Origin of the sequence: Vogesella sp. AC12, from assembly GCF_024437575.1 — a bacterium.
GTDB lineage: Bacteria > Pseudomonadota > Gammaproteobacteria > Burkholderiales > Chromobacteriaceae > Vogesella > Vogesella indigofera.
Map to the genome: position 1 here is coordinate 246747 of NZ_JANFNU010000003.1, position 19043 is coordinate 265789.

Below are 19043 nucleotides of genomic sequence, written 5' to 3' on the forward strand. Positions count from 1 at the left end.
CCACGGCCACCCGCATGAGCCACCTGCACCTGACCCCGGATCACGCCCGCGCGCTGCACCTGCACGCGCAGGGCCTGCTGACTCCGCCGCGCCGCAAGGCCAGCAAGGCCGACGTACTGGCCGCCATCCGCCGCATGGCGCTGCTGCAGATCGACACCATCAGCGTGGTGGCCCGCAGCCCCTACCTGGTGCTGTTCAGCCGCCTCGGCCACTACGACCCGGCGTGGCTGGACGTGCTGCTGGCCGAGGGCGCACTGTTCGAATACTGGGCGCACGAGGCCTGCTTCGTGCCCAGCGAGGACTACCGCCTGCTGCGCCACCGCATGCTGGATCCGGCGGCGATGGGCTGGAAATTCTCGGTGGAATGGATGAACAAGCACCACGCCGAGATCGACGCCTTGGTCGAACACATCCGCGGCCACGGCCCGGTGCGCTCGCGCGATTTCGAACGCCAGGGCGGCAAGGGCAACGGCTGGTGGGACTGGAAACCGGAAAAGCGCCATCTGGAAGTGCTGTTCTGCAGCGGCCGGCTGATGGTGCGCGAACGGCACAACTTCCAGCGCGTCTATGATCTGGCCGAGCGGGTGCTGCCCGGCTGGGACGACGCGCGTGACCTGCCGACGCCGGAGGCGGCGCAGCGCGACATGGTGCGCGCCAGCTGCCGCGCGCTGGGCATCGTCAAGAGCGGCTGGGTCGCCGACTACTACCGCCTCAGGCGCGGCAAGTACGATGCGCTGCTGCACCAGCTGGCCGACGAGGGCGAACTGTTGCCGGCGCGCATCGAAGGTTGGCCGCATCAGGTGTTCGTGCACCACAGCCTGCGCGAGGCGGCGCTGGACGACAGCCTGCGCGCCACCGCCACCACGCTGCTGTCGCCGTTCGACCCGGTGGTGTGGGACCGCAAGCGCGCCAGCGAACTGTTCGGCTTCGACTACCGCATCGAGTGCTACACCCCGGCCGCCAAGCGCCAGTTCGGCTACTTCGTCTTGCCCGTGCTCAGCCGCGGCCGGCTGGTCGGGAGGCTGGACGCCAAGGCGCACCGCGCGCAAGGGGTGTTCGAGGTCAAGGCGCTGTATCTGGAGGCCGGCGTACGCCAGACGCAGCGCCTGCGCGACGACCTGCTGCGCGCGCTGCAACGCGCCGCCGACTGGCACGGCACCCCGACGCTGGCCTTTGCCCGCCACAGCGAGCGCTGGCTGCAGCCGCCATCGCCGGAAACTTGATCTGCCCGTTTTGCCTGCCGTCCGCCGCCGCGTAAGATGCGGACTCCGCTACCCGAGCGCCACCCGAGGGGAAATCCGCATGTTCTTCCGCCACACCCGCGCTGCCCTGCAGCAAGCCCAAAGCGACAACTCCGCACTGCAACAGGAAAACCGGCAGCTGCAGGCCCGCCTCGCCGCACTGGAGGGCGAGCACGCCAGCCAGCGCACGCAGCTGGACACGCTGACGCGCGAACGCGCGATGCTGCAGGGGGTGTTCGCCAACATCGGCAGCTTCGGCAACTCGCTGGGCGGGGTGCAGCACTCGTTCCAGGGGCTGGCCGGCAGCCTCGGCCAGGAAAAGGACGCCGCCCACGCGATGGCGACGCAGGCCGACGGCAACCGCAACGATTTCCAGCTGATCGCCGGCAACCTGAAAACCATGTTCCAGCGCATCGAGCAGGCGTCCACCAACGTCGCCACCCTGCACCAGCAGGCGGAGCAGATCGGCGGCATCGTGCGCCTGATCAAGGACATCGCCGACCAGACCAACCTGCTGGCGCTGAACGCGGCGATCGAGGCCGCGCGTGCCGGCGAATCCGGGCGCGGCTTTGCCGTGGTCGCCGACGAGGTGCGCAAGCTGGCCGAGCGCACCGCCAAGGCCACCACCGAGATCGCCGGCCTGGTCGGCCAGATCCAGGCCGAGACCGAGAGCGCCAAGCACACCATGCAGCAGGGCGCCGACGACGCCAGCCGCTTCTCCGGCGACAGCGAACAGGCGATGCACAGCATGCAGCGGCTGTACGACCAGGCGCAGCACATGGAAGCCACCATCGCCGCCGCCGCGCAGCTGTCCGGCGTCGAGCTGGCCAACCTGGAAGAGCTGGCGATGAAGCTGGAGGTGTACAAGGTGTTCATGGGCATCTCGACGCTGCGCCCGGAACAGCTGCCGGACGAGACGCAATGCCGCCTCGGCCAGTGGTACTACGCCGGCGACGGCAAGGAACGCTTCTCGCGCCTGCCCGGCTACGGCGCGCTGGAAAGCCCGCACCGCGAGGTACACCAGCACGCACGCCGCGCGCTGGAGCTGTTCTACGCCGGCAACCCCGACGCCGCACTGCACGAGCTGGCGGCGATGGAACAGGCCAACGCCAGCGTGATGGGCGGGCTGGAACGCATGCTCAGCGAGCTGAAAACGGTGGCCTGAGCCGGCGGCACCAAGGTTGGCCGCAGAGAACGCGCGGCCGGTTCCCGCCATGAAAAACGGCAGCCCGCGGGCTGCCGTTGTGCTGTCGGAGACGCGACTCAGTAGTCGCCGCGCTGCGGCACCAGCACCGTGCGGTTGCCGTTGCTTTCCATCGCCGACACGATGCCGGCGGCTTCCATGTCCTCGATCAGCCTGGCCGCCCGGTTATAGCCGATGCGCAGCTGGCGCTGCACCGAGGAGATCGACGCCTTGCGCGTGCGCAGCACGATCTCCACCGCCTCGTCGTACAGCGGGTCGCTCTCGCTGGCGGCCGCGGCGCGGCCCTTGGCGTCGGCCTGTTCGTCGTCGGCCACCGATTCGCCGGTGAGCAGGCCTTCCACGTAGTCCGGCTCGCCCCACTGCTTCAGGTCTTCCACGATGGCGTGCACCTCCTCATCGGTGACGAAGGCGCCGTGCACGCGCTGCGGATAGCCGGTGCCCGGCGGCAGGTACAGCATGTCGCCCTGGCCCAGCAGGCTCTCGGCGCCCATTTGATCCAGAATCGTCCGGCTGTCGATCTTGCTGGACACCTGGAACGCGATGCGGGTCGGGATGTTGGCCTTGATCAGGCCGGTAATCACGTCCACCGACGGCCGCTGCGTGGCCAGAATCAAATGGATGCCGGCGGCACGCGCCTTTTGCGCCAGCCGCGCGATCAGCTCCTCGATCTTCTTGCCGGCCACCATCATCAGGTCGGCGAACTCGTCGACCACCACCACGATGAAGGGCAGCGTGGCCAGCGGCTCCGGCGTTTCCGGGGTCAGGCTGAACGGGTTGCTCAAACGTTGGCCGCGAGCCTCGGCGGCGCGCACCTTGTCGTTGTAGCCGGCCAGATTGCGCACGCCGAGGTGGCTCATCAGCCGGTAGCGTTTTTCCATCTCGCCGACACACCAGTTCAGCGCGTTGGCGGCCAGCTTCATGTCGGTGACCACCGGCGCCAACAGGTGCGGGATGTCGTTGTATACCGACAGCTCCAGCATCTTGGGGTCGATCATGATGAAGCGCACTTCGTCCGGCGTGGCCTTGTACAGCATCGACAGGATCATCGCGTTGACGCCCACCGACTTGCCGGAGCCGGTGGTGCCGGCCACCAGCAGGTGCGGCGCCTTGGCCAGATCCATCACCACCGGCGCGCCGCTGATGTCCTGCCCCAGCGCCAGCGTCAGCTTGGACGCGGAGTGCTGGAACACCTCGGCGCTGAAGATTTCCGACAGGCGGATCATCTGCCGTTTCGGATTCGGCAGCTCCAGCCCCATGCAGGTCTTGCCGGGAATGGTTTCCACCACGCGGATCGAGGCCACGCCCAGCGCGCGCGACAGGTCCTTGGCCAGGTTCACCACCTGGCTGCCGCGCACGCCGACCGCCGGTTCCACCTCGTAGCGGGTGATCACCGGGCCGGCGTAAGCGTCGACCACCGCCACCTTGACCTTGAACTCGGCGCACTTTTCCTCGATCAGGATGCCGCGCTCGATCAGGTAGTCCTCGCTCTGCACCGCCTTGTCGCTTTCCGGCGGCCGCAGCAGGTCCAGCGACGGCAGGCAGGCGTCGCCGTACACCACCGGCACGCTGTGCGGCTTGGGCGCTGAGGGAACGGTGGCGGGTGCTGCGGCCAACATTGTGGCGGTGTCGGGCAGCGGCGCGGCGGCAAGGTTGGCCGCAGGCGCCGGTTCATCGATCAGCTGCCACACCAGACCGGCGGGAGCGGCTTCCTCGGCGATCGCCTCGGTCGCCAGCTCGTCATCGGCCAGCAGATGCCAGACGATGTCGGCGCTGGCCGCGCTAGCCGCAGTCTCCGCATCTTCCACCTCTTGCGCATCCTCCGCGGCGGCGTGCACCGTGTCCGCGCAGGTGTACGGGCCGGCAACAACGGTCGCCATGTCCGTATCTGTATCCGTGTCAGCTTCCGCGTCCGTGTCTGCTGCCGGGCTGAGCACAGCGAAGGCCCGTTCGTCCATGCGCTCCGGCGCCGTGCTGGCGCCGGTCGGATTCGGCATCCACGCGGCCGTACGGCTGGCCGGCGCGGCGGTTTCTGCCGCCGCCGGCTCCTGCGGCGCACCGCCGGTATCGTGCGCGGCCGATGACAGCGCCGACTCGATGGCCGCAGCCGGCTGCGGCCAGTCCGAGTCGTGACGGTCAGCGACCGCCATGTCGCCGTGATCGGCGGAAAGCAAGGCGGTGGCCGCTGCGGGCCAGGCGGTGAGCGGCGGCAACGGCGCGCTGTCACTGTCGCTGTCGCCCGTCAGGGCGTCCTCAGCCGGCACAGCGGCAGACACTGTCGCGACGGCCGCAAGCGGCGTCGCGACCGGCCAGGCGGTGAGCGGCGACAAGAGCGCGTCGTCACTGTCGCTGTCGTCCGTCGGGGTGTCCTCAGCCGGCGCGGCGGCGAACGCTGTCGCGACGGCGGCAAGCGGCGCCGCCAGCGGTACAGCGACCGGCTCCGGCACCGCCGTGAGCGATGCCGGAACGGCGACCACATGGTCAGCGGCGGCTGGCGGCGCCACCTCCGCCAGCGCGCTGTGGTGCGCTGCGGCGTCGGTGATCGTGTCGTCGCTGGCTAGTGGCTCCGTGGTGGCGGCTAGCGCTGACGCGACGGCGGTAGGCATCACGGGATGGTTCAGCGTCGTGCTGGCGACCGGACTGGGCGCCGCGGCCGGCGGGCTGGCGACACGGCCAGCGGGCGTGATGCCTGCCGCGGGCGATGGCGTGGCCGGCGCGGTGCCGGTGCCGGCAAAGCGCGAGCCGGCGCCGAACAGTGCCTCGGCATTGCGCTGCCGCGTCTGTTCGTCCGGGCGGCTGGCCAGCGGGGGCTTGCGCATCACCGGGGTCGGCTGCAGCACCACCACCGGTTTCGGCGGCGGCGGGGCCGCGTCGCGCCTGCCGTGCAGCTGCTGCAGGCTGGCGCGCACCTCGTCGGGGTCGATCAGCGGCAGCGCGTTGTCCTCGTCCTGCTGCTGCAGGCGGCGCTGGCGGCGTTCGCTGGCGGCCAGCTTTTGCCGCCGCTGCACGTCGCTCTGCAGGTTGCGCTGCACTTCGGCCAGGCCGATCACCGGCAGCTTGTCGTGCTGTGCGGCAGTCGCTGGCGCCGGCTTGCGGATGTAGCGCGGCACCGCCAGCGGCAGCTCGACCAGTGGCGGCGCGGCCGGCGCGCTGGCCGGACTGTCGGCGACGGACTGACTGACGGCCGCCGGGCTGGCGTCGTCTTCCGTCTGCAACCCGCTGCGCCGTGGCGGGCGCGGGGTGGCACGCGGCGTCCACGGCAGCTCGTCCGGCGGCATGTCGGCGGCCGGCAGCTCGCCCGGCGGCGGCATCTGCACGGCGGCATCATCGTCCGCCGCGTCGGCGAACAGTTCATCCCAGCGCGCCTGCAACGGCGTGTTTTTCAGCTTGCCGCTGCCAAGCGCCCACAGCAGCAGCACCGCAAACAACAGGGGTAAGGTCAGCAACCACAACATGGAGAGATCCGCTTCTGTAACTGGTTTAGGCGCGCCGGCGGCGCGCAGGGGCAGAATTGTACACCTTGCGGCAGCGCTGCCGCGTCTGCCGGCTCAGCGCCTGTTCATGATTTGCCGCAGCAGATCGGAACGGCGCGAGACGGCGTTGCAAACGGCCTCGGCAGGCGGGTTGATCCCGGCGTAAACGCCGCTTGTTCAGCCGTTGTCGCCTGGTCTCGCGTGAGCGCGCGCGATCGTGAACACGCGCTCAGTGCGCCGGGCCGGGCGACTGCTTGCGCTGCTGGCGCAGGGTGTGCGCTCCGGTGAGCAACACCGCCAGCCAGATCGGGCCGTAGGTCAGCAGCCGGTCGGCGGACAGCGGCTCGCCAAGGAAGGTGATCGCCAGCAGGAACAACAGCGCCGGCTCGACATAGCCCAGCAGCCCCCACAGCCCCATCGGCAGCAGGTGGCTGGCGGTGATGTTGAGCAGCAGCGCCACCGAGCTGATCAGGCCGAGGCCGGCCAGCAGCGGCCAGAACAGCGGCTGCGCCAGCACGCCCCAGCCGGCCTCGCCCTGCAGGTAGAGCAGCACCAGCGCCACCGGGAAGATCAGCATCATCTCCAGCGCGAAGCCGGACACCGGCTCCATCTTGCTGATGCGGCGCAGCACGAAATACGGCGGGTAGCCGAGCACCACCAGCAGCGTCGGCCAGGCGATGGCGCGCGTCAGCCACAGCTCGTGCAGCACGCCCAGCAGCGCCAGCGCCACCGCGATGCACTGCAGCCGGTACATGCGCTCGCCGTACAGCACGCGGCCAACCAGCACCATCACCAGCGGCGTCAGGAAGTAACCCATCGATACCGCCACCGTCTGGCCGTTCAGCGGCGCCCACAGGAATACCCACAGCTGCACCGCGTTCAGTGCCGCCATCAGCGGCACCAGCGCCCACAGCGCCGGTTCGCGCACGAAGCGGCACAGCAGCGCGGCCAGCGCCTGGCGCTTGCGGGTCAGGTGCACGATCAGCAGCACGCCGGGCAGCGTCCAGATCATGCGCCAGGCGAAGATGGCCAGCCCGTCCAGCGGCCGCAGCAGGGTGGTATAGCCGGACAGCACCGCGAACAGCAGCGAGGCGGCGAGCGAGAACGCGATTCCGCGTCCGGACGGGGCAACAGGGTGCGACATGACAAAACCGTTCGATGGATGGGGGTAGCCCGCTATCCTGCCCGTGCCGCAGCGCAGCAGCAAGCGCCGGCTGCGCCCGGCACCGCCAGCGCGGCCTTCATGCGCTCAGAATACGGCTGGCCGTCGCCCTGCCCGCCGCGGTCGGCGCGACGGAATCAGCCGGCCGCCAGCGGTGCCGCCGGCTGCAGCAGCGCCCGCAAGCGCGGCAGCACGAAATCGAGGAATACCTGGTATTTGCGCGGCAGCGGCTGGCGGTAGGGAAAGATCAGGAACACCGGCCAGTGGTCGCAGTGCCACTGCGGCAGCACCCGCTGCAGGCGGCCGGCGGCGACGTCCTCGGCCACCAGGAAGTCCGGCAGCGCGGTGATGCCCAGCCCGGCGCAGGCCAGCTGGTGGTTGACGAGGTAGGTCTCGCTGTACAGCAGCGGCGGCGGCATCGCCACCGTCACCATCTCGCTGCCGCGGTACAGCCGCTGCTGTGCCTGCTGCTCGTCGCCCAGCAGGCGGTGGCCGGCCAGCTCGTCCGGGTGCTGCGGCCAACCTTGTGCCGCCAGATACGCCGGCGCCGCGTACAGCGCCTCCTCCACCCAGCCCACCGACCGCGCCACCAGCGACTCGTCGTACACCTTGCGCGAACGCAGGCAGAAGTCCAGCACGTCGGCGAGCGGGTCCTGCACCCGGTTGTTGACCTCCAGCCGCAGCTGCAGGCCGGGGTGCTGCTGCGCCAGCGCCACCAGCAGCGGCGCCAGCAAGGTCGACATCGACGAGGTGGTGCTGATGCTGATCGGCCCCTCCACCTCGCAGCTGGCCGTGTCCACCGCCGGCTGCATCTGCAGCAGGCTGTGGCGCAGCGCCTGCGCGTGCGGCAGCAACCGCTGGCCGGCCTCAGTCAGCGCCAGCCGCCGCGTGGTGCGCAACACCAGCACCGCGCCGAGCTGCCGCTCCAGCGCCTTCAGCCGCAGGCTGACCATGCTCTTGGTGCAGCCCAGCGCCGTCGCGGCGGTGGTCAGGCTGCCGCAACGGGCAACCGCTTCAAAGGCCAGCACATCGTCTGGCGGTGGCATTGTTTTCATTTTCTCGACAAACCATCAAGTAAAAGGCCATTTTTCTGTCGGCCGGTGTCTTCTATGCTGCAAAAACGATCAACCACTCAACAGTGAGGATGCCATGAACACGCTGCGTCGCCTACTTGCCTACTGGAGCAACTACTGGTCACTGATGCCGGAATGCAACCTGAATTGCCACCATACCCAGCTGGAAGACCTGCGTCACGAAGCAGAGCGCTATAGCCGTGGTCGCTGGTTGTAACAAGCGGCTGCGGCCGCCACGAAAAAAGCCTCCCTGACGGGAGGCTTTGTCCTTGTGGGTTGCGGCGTGCTCAGCCGCTGTTGCGCAGACCGGCGGAGATGCCGTTGATGGTGAGGTGGATCGCGTACAGCGCCTCGACATCGTCCGGTGCCTCGCGCAGGCGGCGCAGCAGCTCGACCTGCAGCAGGTTGAGTGCGTCGAGGTACGGCAGCCGCGTGGCCAGCGAGCGCGCCAGCGTCGGGTTGGTTTCCAGCAGTTTCTGCTGCCCGGTGATGGCGAAGAACGCCGCCAGCGTCTTGTCGTGTTCCGCCTGCAGGCGGCCGAACAGGCGGTCGGTCAGCGCGGCATCGCCGACCAGCGCCGCGTAACGGCGCGCGATCTCCAGGTCGGCCTTGGCCAGCACCTGCTCCATATTCGACAGCATCACCTGGAAGAACGGCGACGCCTGGTGCAGCGCGCGCAGCTGGGTGAGACCAGCGTCCTCGCCGTGGGCGTCGAGGAAGGCGTGCACCGCGGAGCCGAAGCCGTACCAGCCCGGCAGCATCACCCGCGACTGCGACCACGAGAACACCCACGGGATGGCGCGCAGGTCCTTGATGCTGGTGAGGCTCTTGCGCGACGCCGGGCGGCTGCCGATGTTGAGCTTGGCGATGGCGCCGATCGGCGTCGCCTCCATGAAGTACTGCATGAAGCCGTCGGACTCCACCAGCGCGCGGTAGGTCTTGAACGCGTGGCCGGACAGTTCCGCCAGCACGCTCTCGTCGGTGGCGCCGCTGTCGCTGTGCGCCAGTGTCGATTCCAGCGCCGCCGCCACCAGTGCCTCCAGGTTGCGGGTGGCGTTGTCGGGATCGGCGAACTTGGAGGTGATGATCTCGCCCTGCTCGGTGATGCGGATGCGGCCAACCACGGTGCCGGCCGGCTGCGCCATGATCGCCTCGTAGGACGGGCCGCCCCCGCGACCAACCGAGCCGCCGCGGCCGTGGAACAGGCGCATCTTGATGCCAGCGGCGTCGAACACGCGAACCAGGCGCTGCTCGGCCTGGTACAGCTCCCACTGGCTGGTGACGTAGCCGCCGTCCTTGTTGCTGTCGGAGTAGCCGAGCATCACTTCCTGCACCCCGCCGCGGCTCTTCAGCAGCTGCTGGTACCACGGCAGCGCGAACAGTTGCTGCATGATGCCGGCCGCGGCGTCCAGATCGGCGATGGTTTCGAACAGCGGCACCAGGTTGAGGCTGCTGCTCGGCGCGCCGCCGTGCAGGCGCAGCAGGCCGCTTTCCTTGCACAGCAGCGCCAGCGCCAGGATGTCGGACACCGTGGCGCAGTTGGAGATGATGCACTGGCTGATGGCATCGACGCCGAACTGCTGCTGGATCAGCGCCGCCTCGCGGAAGATGGCCAGCTCCTTCTCGCTGTCGGCGCTGTAGCTGAGGAAGGGCGAGTACAACAGCCGCGGCGTGGCCAGCTCGCGCAGCAGCACGCGCACGCGCGCCGCCTCGTCCAGCGCCTCGTAGTGTTCCAGGTTGGCGTGGGCGAACAGCTCGCTGACCACGGCGGCGTGCTTCTCGGCGTGCTGGCGCAGGTCCAGCGGCATCAGGAAGAAGCCGAACACGTCCACCGCGCGCTTCAGCTTGCCCAGCCGCCCGTCAAGCAGCAGCGCGCTGCCGTGGGCGACCAGTGAATCGCTGAGCGTCTGCAGGTCGGCCAGCAGCCCGGCGGTGTCGGCATACGGCTCGCCGGCGGTCCAGCGGCCGCGCAGCGGCAGGCCCAGCCTGGCCGCCAGTGCCGACAGCCGGCCCTCGATGGTGGCCAGCGCCAGCCGGTACGGTTCTTCGCGGCGGCTGATGGCGGTATCCGGCGACACCGCGGCCAAGGCGTGCACCGCGGCCGACACCTGCACGTGGCGCGACGACAGCGACAGCTCGCGATACAGCCCCGCCAGCTCGTAGAAGTAGTGCTTGAACGCCACCTCCGCCTGCCGCGTCACCGCGTGGCGCAGCACCGCGGCGTCGACGTTGGGGTTGCCGTCGCGATCGCCGCCGATCCAGCTGCCGACGCGCAGGAAGGACGGCACCTTGGCCTCCTCGCCCCACAGCTCGCGCACCTGCTTGCCCAGGCGCTCGTACAGCGCCGGAATGGCCTGGAAGAACGACAGCGGATGGTAGGCGACGCCGTTCTCGATCTCGTCGGCGACGGTCATCTTGAAGGAGCGGATCTCGGTGGTCTGCCACAGCGAGTGGATCACGCGCTGCAGCTTGGCTTCCAGCTCCTGCTCTTCTTCCGGGGTGATTTCCGGCGACGACAGCTGCGCCAGGAACTTGCGCACCGCGCGATGGCCGTCAAGCACGCTCTGGCGCTGGACCTCGGTCGGGTGCGCGGTCAGCACCGCGCTGACGCTGGCTTCCTGCAGCGCGCGGTTGAGCTTGCCGAAATCGACGCCGGCGTCATGGATGTGGCTCAGCGCCCGCGCCAGGCTGCCCTGCTGCGGCGCGCTGCCGGCACGCTGGTGCGCGCGGCGGCGGCGGGCGTGGTGCAGGTCTTCCGCGATGTTGAACAGCTGCGAATACAGGCCGCAGGCACGCACCAGCGCGGTGGTCGCCGCCGGGCTCAGGCGGCCGACCAGCGCGTCGGCGCTGCGGTCGTGCTGTTGCGCGCCGCTGGGGATGGCGCGGATTTCCGTCACCACCTCCTCGCCGGCCTGCTCGCGCAGCAGGTTTTCCAGCAAACGATCGAGCCGCGCGATGTCGGCGCGCAGCGGTAAGTCCTTGTCCAGTTCCGTCATACTCTGCTTTCCCTAATTGTTATGGTGATGCGAATGCTGCGAAGATAGCGCGATGAACCCGGCGCTGATCCTGTTACCCGATTTCCTGCTCATCCTGTCCGGCTTTGCCCTGCGCCGCAGCGGCATGCTGTCGCCGGCATTCTGGGCCGAGGCGGAAAAATTCGTCTACTTCATCCTGTTCCCGGCACTGCTGTTCCGCGCGCTGGCGCGGGCCGAGCTGGACTTTGCCGCCAGCCTGCCGATGCTGGCCAGCGGCCTGCTGTTCACCGGCGCCGGCTTCCTGCTCGGCAATGCCGCCAAGCCGCTGTTCCGCCTGCCGCAGGCCTCGTTCGCCGCCGGCAACCAGGGCGCCTACCGTTTCAACACCTACGTCGCCTTCGCGGTGATGGGCAGCCTCGCCGGCACCCCCGGCATCGCGGTGATCGCGCTGCTGTGCGGCGCGATGGTGCCGGTGGTCAACCTGATGGCGGTGTGGCAGCTGTCGCAGACCAGCCAGCAGGGCATGCTCTACGAGCTGGCGCGCAACCCGATCATCTGGGGCATCGGCAGTGGCCTTGCGGCCAACGTGTCCGGCCTGCCGGTGCCGCAGCCGCTGTTCGCCGCCATCGACCATCTCGCCGCCGCCGCGCTGCCGCTGGGGCTGATCACCGTCGGCGCCGGACTGCGCTTTACCGCGCTGGCCAGCCACTACGCGCCGCTGCTGTACTGGAACGGCATCAAGCTGTTGCTGCTGCCGCTGATCGCCGTCGCCACGGTGCAGCTGTTCGGGCTGACTGGCATCTACCGCCAGGCGACGCTGGTGATGAGCATGCTGCCGACCGCCACCTCCGCCTACATCCTCGCGGTGCGCATGAAGGGCGACGGCGAGCTGGCCGCCGCGGTGGTGACCACCTCGACGCTGGCGGCGATGCTGAGCCTGCCGCTGATGCTGAGCCTGCTGTACTAGTCAATCCTGCCGCAAAACGCCGCCGCCGTGTAGTTAAACTACAAGTACTGTTGCAGCTACACACACTGCCTTGCATCAAGGTTGGCCGCAACGCTCGTGCTAAAATGCGCGCCATCTTCCCATTTGCCCGTGCAGGATCGCCGTCCATGAACAAACTCGTCATCGCCAGCCGCGAAAGCAAACTTGCCATGTGGCAGGCCGAACACATCAAAGCCCGCCTCGAGGCGCTGTATCCGGCGCTGACGGTGGAGATCCTCGGCATGACCACCCAGGGCGACCAGATCCTGGACAAGACGCTGTCCAAGATCGGCGGCAAGGGCCTGTTCGTGAAGGAGCTGGAGCTGGCGCTGCAGGAAGGCCGCGCCGACATCGCCGTGCACTCCATCAAGGACGTGCCGATGAACCTGCCGGAAGGCTTCGCGCTGGCCGCGATCTGCGAGCGCGAAGACCCGCGCGACGCCTTCGTGTCCAACCGCTACAGCAGCCTGCACGAGCTGCCGGCCGGTGCCGTGGTCGGCACCTCCAGCCTGCGCCGCGAATCGCAGATCCGCGCCCGCTTCCCGCATCTGGTCATCAAGCCGCTGCGCGGCAACGTGCAGACCCGGCTGCGCAAGCTGGACGACGGCGAATTCGACGCCATCATCCTCGCCGCCGCCGGCCTCAAGCGCCTGGAGCTGGCCGAGCGCATCCGCTGCGAGCTGGCACCGTCGGAAAGCCTGCCGGCCGTCGGCCAGGGCGCGCTGGGCATCGAGGTCCGCGCCGACCGCGCCGATCTGATGACCCTGCTGGCACCGCTGAACCACGCCGACACCCACGCCTGCGTCACCGCCGAGCGTTCGCTGTCGCGCGTACTGGGCGGCAGCTGCCAGATTCCGATCGGCGGCTTCGCCACTATCACCGACGACGTGATCACCCTCGGCGGTTTTGTCGCCCATCCGGACGGCTCGGTGATGCTCACCGCCAGCGCCAGCGCGCCGCGCGACTACGCCGACGCGCTCGGCCGCGCGGTGGCCAAGAAGCTGCTGGAGCAGGACGCCGGCCCGCTGATCGCCGCCGTCATCGCCGAACAGGCCAACAAGTAAGATGCCGGCCACGCTGCGGCCAACCTTGCTGCCCACCCTGTTACTGGTTCGCCCGCAGGCACAGGCGGTACAGCAGGCGCAGCGGCTGGCGGCCGCCGGCATCGCGGCGCTGCCGTTCTGTGTCGAGGACACCGTCGCCGATGAGCGCGCGCTCTCGGTCCTGCCGCAGCAGGCCGCGGCCGCCGACTGGCTGGTCTTCGTCAGCCCGTCCTGCATCGAACTGGCGTGGCCGCACCTTGCCGGCCTGCCGCTTGCGGCCAACCTTGCCTGCGTCGGCCGCGCCAGTGCCGACAAGCTGGCCGCGCTCAGTGGCCGCGCGGTGCTGCATCCGCCGCACGGCAACGACAGCGACGCCCTGCTGGCGCTACCGCCGCTGCAACAGCTCTCCGGACAGACGGTACTGATTGTGCGCGGCGACGGCGGCCGGCCACAACTTGGGGAAACCCTCGCCCGCCGTGGCGCGCAGGTGCACTACGCAGAGGTGTATCGCCGCGTGCCGGTACAGGCCGACTGGGCGCTGTTCGACCGCCTCGTAACCGCCGGCCCGTCGCCGGCGCTGCTGATCACCTCCAGCCACAACGCAGAGCTGCTGTTCCTGCAAGCCGGTGCCACGCGCCAGCGCGCGCTGCTAGCCTGCCGTTTCATCGCGCTGCACCCTCGCATTGCCGCCACCCTGCAGCAGCTGGGTGTGACACAGCCGCTGCTGGCCGCCGACGAGCACGCGCTGTGCGCGCTGCTCTCCCCCCGCTACTAGCCGCCGGGCCGCGCCGCTGGCAGCACCGGGGCGGCGCGGTTACAATGCCACGGTTCTGTTAAGATTTGTTTCGCCGCCGCCGCGCCGCGAGACAGCACGGCAGGGCGCAATAATTCCGGCGCAGATGCCGCCATATTCGAGCAAACACGGCCACGCCTTTTGGCTGGGCCACACTCCGGTTCTCCGTCATCCATGAGCGAAGCCACTCCAGTTGAAAACGGCAGCAGCAAGCCGAACAAACCACCCGTCAACCTTGCGCTGATCGTTGCTGTCGTCGCGCTGGGCCTCACCGGCTGGCAGTATCTGGATACCCGCCAGCAATTGAACAAGGCGCAGCAGGCGCTGGCCGAACGGCTGGCCGACGCCGGAGGCAGCACCAAGGCGCTGCAGAACCAGGCCGAACTGACCCAGGCCAGCACCCGCGAGCTGCAGGCCAAGCTGGCGCTGGTCGAGGCCCGCGTCAATGAGTCCGCCGGACAGTACGCCACCCTCAGCGGCATGTACCAGGAGCTGACCAAGGACCGCAGCGACTGGCTGCTGTCCGAAGTGGAACACACCCTCGGCGTCGCCAGCCAGCAGCTGCAGCTGGCCGGCAATATCAGCGGCGCGGTGTCGGCACTGGAAGTGGTGCAGACCCGGCTGTCGCACTTCGACAATCCCGGCCTGATCGGCGTCAAGCGCGCGGTGGCCAAGGATCTGGAAACGCTGAAGGCGCTGCCCTACCTCGACACCGTCGGCCTGACCGTCAAGCTGGACACCCTGATGCTGGGCGCCGAGACGCTGCCGCTGGTGATCGACCATCACCGCCTCGGCGGCAAGCCGGTGGCGCAGCTCAACGTGGCCGCCGATGCGCCGTGGTGGTCGCGCCTGGCCGGCGAGCTGACGCAGAGCCTGGGCGACCTGGTGCGCATCCGCCGCATGGACAAGCCGGAGGCGCTGCTGCTGTCGCCGGAGCAGGCGTTCTTCCTGCGTGAAAACCTGAAAATGCGCCTGCTGGACGCGCGTCTGGCGCTGATCCAGCGCGACGGTGCCACCTATCAGGCCGATCTCGCCGCCGCCGGCCAGTACGCCGCGCGCTACTTCGACCGCGACGCGCCGACCACCCGCCAGTGGCAGGCGGTGCTGTCCGAGCTGGCCGCGGTACGCCTGAGCGTGACGCTGCCGGACCTGTCTGCCAGCCTGAAAGCCGTGCGCGAAGCGCAGGGCAACAAAGAGGAATAAAGCGTGAGATTCGTATTCTGGGTCGTCGGGCTGTTTGCCCTCGCGGTGCTGATTGGCCTTGCCTCCACCATCAACACCGGCTACGCCATCCTGTTCGTGCCGCCGTATCGCATGGAGGTGTCGTTCAACTTCCTGATCCTCGCCATCGTGCTGCTGATCCTGGTTGCCTACGGCGTGCTGCGCCTGCTCGGCATTGCGGCCAACCTGCCGCACGAGGTGCGCACCTACCAGCGCCAGCGCAAGCTGAAAGCGTCGCGCCACGCGCTGCGCGAGGCGGCGATCGCGATGTTCGAAGGCCGCTTCCAGCGCGCCGAACGCGAGGCGCTGAAGTCGATCGACGACGAGTATTCCGATGAAAACCGTGGCCTCGCGCTGATGATCGCCGCGCGCAGCGCCGCCAGCGTGCAGGATCTGGAGCGCCGCGACGGCTATCTGGCACGCCTGGAAGACATGCCGGAACGCATTCAGCTGGCGCGCCACATGCTCGAAGCGCAGATCCGCCTCGACGGCAAGCAGCCGCTGGAGGCGCTGGCCGCCGTCGAGCGCGCGCGCGCCATCTCCAGCAACCTGACCTCGGCGCTGCGGCTGGAGCTGAAGATCCGCCTGATGCTGAAGCAGCCGGAACACGTGCTGACGCTGACCGAGAAACTGCTGAAGGCCGACGCGCTGGAAGCGGAACAGGCGCGCCGCTACCGCCTGGCCGCCTACCGCCAGCAGCTGGCCAGCTTCAGCAGCGAGCGCGAGATCCGCGACTGGCTGAAACGCATTCCCGGGGTCGAGCGGCAGAACCCGGCGCTGGTCGCCGACATCGCCAACCAGCTGATCAAGCTCGACGCCTACGACATGGCGGCGGAGCTGATCGCCGGCGCGCTGTCCGACGACGAACAGGCGACGCCGGAGCTGGCGCGTGAGCTGGGCCTGCTGGCCGGCCACATCGACAGCCCGCGCCGGCTGACGCTGCTGCGCGATGCGGAAAACTGGCTGAAATCACGGCCGCGCGACCACCTGCTGCTGCTGTCGCTGGGTCGCCTGGCGCACGCCGAACAGCTGTGGGGCAAGGCACAGAACTATCTGGAAGCCAGCCTGTCTATTCAACCTACCCTGTGTGCGCACGCCGAACTGGCCAAGCTGCTGCTGGCGATCGACAAGCCGGAAAAGGCCGAACGCCACTATCAGGACGCACTGAAAATCGCGCTGGAGAACGGCTGCTGATGAAACCCCTGGTCCGTAGCGTGCTTGCCCTCGCCTGCAGTCTGTGGCTGGGCAGCGCGCTGGCTGACGCCCTGCTGATCGATGTGCGCAGCCCGGAAGAATACGCGCAGCGTCACCTGCCGGGTGCCACGCTGCTGCCGCTCGACCGCATCGGCAGCGAGATCCAGCAACTGGCGCCGGACAAGGACACCCCGATCCAGCTGTACTGCCGTACTGGCAATCGCTCCGCGATGGCGCTGCAGCAGCTGCAACAGCTCGGCTACCGCCAGGTGCGCAACCTGGGCGGCATTGACGCCGCTGCCGCCACCCTGCAGCTGACGCCACAACCCTGAAGCCCGGATCCCGAGTGATCGGTTCCGGACGGCAATCAGCACTGCGGCCAACCTTGCTCAAGGTTGGCCGCAGTGCTTTGTGGATAGCGGTTTTTGGCCACGGACCTGATCCGGGCCAGGCGGCGCTAAGCCGGTGCCGGATAGCCGAGCAGCGCCAGCTCCGCCGCATCCAGCAGCCGCCACTGCCCTTCCGCCAGCTCGCCGAGTGACAGCGCCCCCATCGCGATGCGGTGCAGCTGCTCGACACGGTTGCCGGCGGCGGCGACCATGCGCTTCACCTGATGGTACTTGCCCTGTGTGATGCTCATGTTGAAACGGTGCTCGTCCAGCTGCTCGACCAGCGTGGCGGCCAGCGGCGCGCTCTCGTCGTGCAGCAGCACGCCGTCGCGCAGCTGCTGCAACAGTTGCGGCGTGATGGCGTGACGGGTGGTGACCTGGTAGCACTTGGGGATAACTTTACGCGGCGAGCTCAGGCTGTGGACAAACTGGCCGTCGGTGGAAAACAGCAGCAGCCCGGTGGTGTCGACATCAAGCCGGCCGACGGCGGCGATGCCGAGATTGGCGAACTGCCACGGCAGCAGACGAAACACGCTGAGATGGTGCTGCGGCTGGTGCGAGGTCTCGTAGCCGGCCGGCTTGTGCAGCATCAGGTAGCACGGCAGCGCCAGTACCGGCCACGTTTCGCCATCGACACACAGCGTGCGGATCGCCGCCGGTTCCACCGCCATGCGCCAGTCGGACGCGACCACGCCGTCCAGCTCGACCAGACCGTAGTCCACCAGCTCGCGGCAGGCCTTGCGCCCGCCGAAGCCCTGTTGTTGCAAGAATCGATACAGTTCCATAGCGCGCATTCTAGCATGTCACCCCGTGCAGGCCTGCCAACCGCCCTCCCGGCGCGCCCGCCTGCGGCCCCGCCATGACGGATAAGTCCATCTTTCTGAACAGATAATTCTTTAAAATCAACGCGGCAGCTTACAGATACTGATTAAAACCGTGGTACAATTACCGATTGCTTTTTTAAAAAATAACCGATCAGGATATTGGCCGCATGGCACCGCTGGACACCCCGACCCTCCTCACCGCCATTGCCCTGGTCTACGGCATTGGCGGGGTGATGGTGTACGCGGGGCGTGACCGGCTCACCGGCCGCGGCATCGAGGCGTTCTGGCTCGGCGGCTCGCTGCTGATGGCGGCGCTGATGCTGTACTTCGCCTTTCCGCCCGCGCTGCTGCCGGCCGGCGGCATCAGCGCCTGGCTGCTGCCCAGCGCGCTGCTCACCGGTCTGAAGAACGAGCTGCTCGGCCAGGCGGTGGCGCGGCTGACCGAGAGCCGCCGCCCGTGGTGGCACGGCGCCGTGGCCTCGGCGGCACAGACCGGGCTGCTGCTCGGCGGCTTTTTCCTGCTGCCACAGGCCGCGCCGTGCCAGACACTGTTCCTGCTGGTCAGCAGCTGGTTCTTCGCCGGCATCGCCCACCAGCTGCTGCACAAGCGCCGCAAGCGCGGCCCGGCGGCGCTGGTACTGGGCAGCGCCAGCGCGCTGTTCTGCCTCTACCTGCTGGCCTATGCCGCCAGCGCCGGCCAGCCGGACGCACTGCCGCTGTTCAGCCGCCCCGCACTGCTGTTGCTGACCCTGCTCAGCGCGGTGATGCTGCAGCTCGGCTTCATCCAGGTGCAGCGCGAGCTGCAATACCGCCAGCTGAGCAAGCTGGCCGCGCTCGACCCGCTGACCGGCATCTTCAACCGCCGTACCTTCTTCGATCTGGCGCTGCGCCAGTATGCACTGCACGGCCGCCAGCAGCGCTCGCTGGCGCTGCTGATGATAGACCTCGACCACTTCAAGAACATCAACGACACCTACGGCCATCGCAAGGGCGACCAGGCGCTGCGCGCGGTGGCCGACCACATCGCCGACGAGGTGCGCCAGGGCGATATCTTCGCCCGCATCGGCGGCGAGGAATTCTGCCTGCTGTTGCCGGACACCGATGCCGCCGGTGCGCGCCAAGTTGCCGACAAGCTGTGCCGCGCGCTGAACGACATCCTGCTCAACCCCGCCGACCCGGCGACACAACTGACCGCCAGCATCGGTGTCGCCAGCTGCACGCCGCAGCCCGGCGCCAGCTGGAACCAGCTGTTCGACAGCGCCGACCGCCGCCTGTACCTGGCCAAATCCGGCGGCCGCAACCGCGTGGTCGACAGCGACAGCCCTATCCCTGGCTAAAGACTGGCAACACACCCCATTCGGCCTGCCCTGCCCCGGACGCCGCTGGTGCTGGCAATGACAGCAGGCTGTGTTCAGCACGGCCCGGCTGACGGCATCAGCACCCCGTGCATCACCCCACTATCAAAGAAC

The 19043-nt window shown here is 68.7% G+C and carries 15 protein-coding genes; 10 read left to right on the top strand and 5 right to left on the bottom strand.

What is annotated here, in order from left to right; translation table 11 throughout:
* Window positions 1-14: 14 nt before the first annotated feature.
* On the top strand, window positions 15-1223 hold the full coding sequence (locus NOM55_RS07505; RefSeq protein WP_255908095.1) for a winged helix-turn-helix domain-containing protein: 1209 nt from the start codon (window positions 15-17) through the stop codon (window positions 1221-1223).
* A gap of 79 nt (window positions 1224-1302) precedes the next feature.
* Complete coding sequence (locus NOM55_RS17345) at window positions 1303-2406, top strand: methyl-accepting chemotaxis protein (protein WP_305118868.1); 1104 nt, start codon at window positions 1303-1305, stop codon at window positions 2404-2406.
* Window positions 2407-2504: 98 nt separating this feature from the next.
* Here NOM55_RS17345 and NOM55_RS07520 read toward each other — a convergent pair whose 3' ends face one another.
* The 3 genes from NOM55_RS07520 to NOM55_RS07530 all read right to left on the bottom strand — a co-directional run bounded on the left by NOM55_RS07520 (window position 2505) and on the right by NOM55_RS07530 (window position 8123).
* Window positions 2505-5897 (bottom strand): DNA translocase FtsK, encoded by a 3393-nt coding sequence (locus NOM55_RS07520; protein ID WP_255908096.1) that lies wholly within the window; start codon window positions 5895-5897, stop codon window positions 2505-2507.
* A gap of 247 nt (window positions 5898-6144) precedes the next feature.
* Window positions 6145-7059: an EamA family transporter RarD gene (rarD, locus tag NOM55_RS07525; protein WP_255908097.1), complete on the bottom strand. Its 915-nt coding sequence runs from the start codon at window positions 7057-7059 to the stop codon at window positions 6145-6147.
* Between the two features lie 155 nt (window positions 7060-7214).
* Window positions 7215-8123, bottom strand: a complete 909-nt coding sequence (locus NOM55_RS07530) for a LysR family transcriptional regulator (RefSeq protein WP_255908098.1) — start codon at window positions 8121-8123, stop codon at window positions 7215-7217.
* A 103-nt stretch (window positions 8124-8226) separates the two neighbouring features.
* Between NOM55_RS07530 and NOM55_RS07535 the strand changes: the two genes are divergently transcribed.
* Window positions 8227-8367, top strand: a complete 141-nt coding sequence (locus tag NOM55_RS07535; protein WP_156168057.1) for a hypothetical protein — start codon at window positions 8227-8229, stop codon at window positions 8365-8367.
* A gap of 70 nt (window positions 8368-8437) precedes the next feature.
* Here the strand turns inward: NOM55_RS07535 and ppc are convergent, their stop codons facing one another.
* Complete coding sequence (gene ppc / locus NOM55_RS07540) at window positions 8438-11146, bottom strand: phosphoenolpyruvate carboxylase (protein WP_255908099.1); 2709 nt, start codon at window positions 11144-11146, stop codon at window positions 8438-8440.
* A 52-nt stretch (window positions 11147-11198) separates the two neighbouring features.
* Between ppc and NOM55_RS07545 the strand changes: the two genes are divergently transcribed.
* The 6 genes from NOM55_RS07545 (at window position 11199) to NOM55_RS07570 (ending at window position 16693) form a co-directional block, all read left to right on the top strand.
* The gene (locus tag NOM55_RS07545) at window positions 11199-12092 is read left to right on the top strand and encodes an AEC family transporter (protein WP_255908100.1); all 894 of its coding nucleotides are present in this window, start codon (window positions 11199-11201) and stop codon (window positions 12090-12092) included.
* Between the two features lie 146 nt (window positions 12093-12238).
* Complete coding sequence (gene hemC / locus NOM55_RS07550) at window positions 12239-13174, top strand: hydroxymethylbilane synthase (protein ID WP_255908101.1); 936 nt, start codon at window positions 12239-12241, stop codon at window positions 13172-13174.
* Between the two features lies 1 nt (window position 13175).
* Window positions 13176-13928, top strand: coding sequence for a uroporphyrinogen-III synthase (locus NOM55_RS07555; RefSeq protein WP_255908102.1), 753 nt, complete (start codon window positions 13176-13178; stop codon window positions 13926-13928).
* Window positions 13929-14120: 192 nt separating this feature from the next.
* A complete protein-coding gene (locus tag NOM55_RS07560) occupies window positions 14121-15149 on the top strand; it encodes a uroporphyrinogen-III C-methyltransferase (RefSeq protein ID WP_047968124.1) in 1029 nt (342 codons plus the stop codon).
* Window positions 15150-15152: 3 nt separating this feature from the next.
* Window positions 15153-16361, top strand: coding sequence for a heme biosynthesis HemY N-terminal domain-containing protein (locus NOM55_RS07565; protein ID WP_120810316.1), 1209 nt, complete (start codon window positions 15153-15155; stop codon window positions 16359-16361).
* A complete protein-coding gene (locus NOM55_RS07570; RefSeq protein WP_255908103.1) occupies window positions 16361-16693 on the top strand; it encodes a rhodanese-like domain-containing protein in 333 nt (110 codons plus the stop codon). The genes NOM55_RS07565 and NOM55_RS07570 overlap by 1 nt, the downstream gene beginning before the upstream one ends.
* Window positions 16694-16818: 125 nt before the next feature.
* Here the strand turns inward: NOM55_RS07570 and NOM55_RS07575 are convergent, their stop codons facing one another.
* Entirely contained in the window at window positions 16819-17535 is a 717-nt protein-coding gene (locus tag NOM55_RS07575; protein ID WP_255908104.1) for a pseudouridine synthase, read from the bottom strand.
* Window positions 17536-17741: 206 nt separating this feature from the next.
* On the opposite strand from NOM55_RS07575, the gene NOM55_RS07580 reads away from it, so the two are divergent.
* Window positions 17742-18911 carry a diguanylate cyclase gene (locus NOM55_RS07580; RefSeq protein ID WP_255908105.1) on the top strand — a complete coding sequence of 390 codons (1170 nt, stop codon included), beginning with the start codon at window positions 17742-17744 and terminating at the stop codon, window positions 18909-18911.
* Window positions 18912-19043 lie beyond the last annotated feature (132 nt).

Bases quoted from the DNA above. Each gene is read 5' to 3' on its own strand.
- NOM55_RS07505 (WP_255908095.1), top strand. From the start codon at position 15: ATGAGCCACCTGCACCTGACCCCGGATCACGCCCGCGCGCTGCACCTG.
- NOM55_RS17345 (WP_305118868.1), top strand. From the start codon at position 1,303: ATGTTCTTCCGCCACACCCGCGCTGCCCTGCAGCAAGCCCAAAGCGAC.
- NOM55_RS07520 (WP_255908096.1), bottom strand. From the start codon at position 5,897: ATGTTGTGGTTGCTGACCTTACCCCTGTTGTTTGCGGTGCTGCTGCTG.
- rarD (WP_255908097.1), bottom strand. From the start codon at position 7,059: ATGTCGCACCCTGTTGCCCCGTCCGGACGCGGAATCGCGTTCTCGCTC.
- NOM55_RS07530 (WP_255908098.1), bottom strand. From the start codon at position 8,123: ATGCCACCGCCAGACGATGTGCTGGCCTTTGAAGCGGTTGCCCGTTGC.
- NOM55_RS07535 (WP_156168057.1), top strand. From the start codon at position 8,227: ATGAACACGCTGCGTCGCCTACTTGCCTACTGGAGCAACTACTGGTCA.
- ppc (WP_255908099.1), bottom strand. From the start codon at position 11,146: ATGACGGAACTGGACAAGGACTTACCGCTGCGCGCCGACATCGCGCGG.
- NOM55_RS07545 (WP_255908100.1), top strand. From the start codon at position 11,199: ATGAACCCGGCGCTGATCCTGTTACCCGATTTCCTGCTCATCCTGTCC.
- hemC (WP_255908101.1), top strand. From the start codon at position 12,239: ATGAACAAACTCGTCATCGCCAGCCGCGAAAGCAAACTTGCCATGTGG.
- NOM55_RS07555 (WP_255908102.1), top strand. From the start codon at position 13,176: ATGCCGGCCACGCTGCGGCCAACCTTGCTGCCCACCCTGTTACTGGTT.
- NOM55_RS07560 (WP_047968124.1), top strand. From the start codon at position 14,121: ATGAGCGAAGCCACTCCAGTTGAAAACGGCAGCAGCAAGCCGAACAAA.
- NOM55_RS07570 (WP_255908103.1), top strand. From the start codon at position 16,361: ATGAAACCCCTGGTCCGTAGCGTGCTTGCCCTCGCCTGCAGTCTGTGG.
- NOM55_RS07575 (WP_255908104.1), bottom strand. From the start codon at position 17,535: ATGGAACTGTATCGATTCTTGCAACAACAGGGCTTCGGCGGGCGCAAG.
- NOM55_RS07580 (WP_255908105.1), top strand. From the start codon at position 17,742: ATGGCACCGCTGGACACCCCGACCCTCCTCACCGCCATTGCCCTGGTC.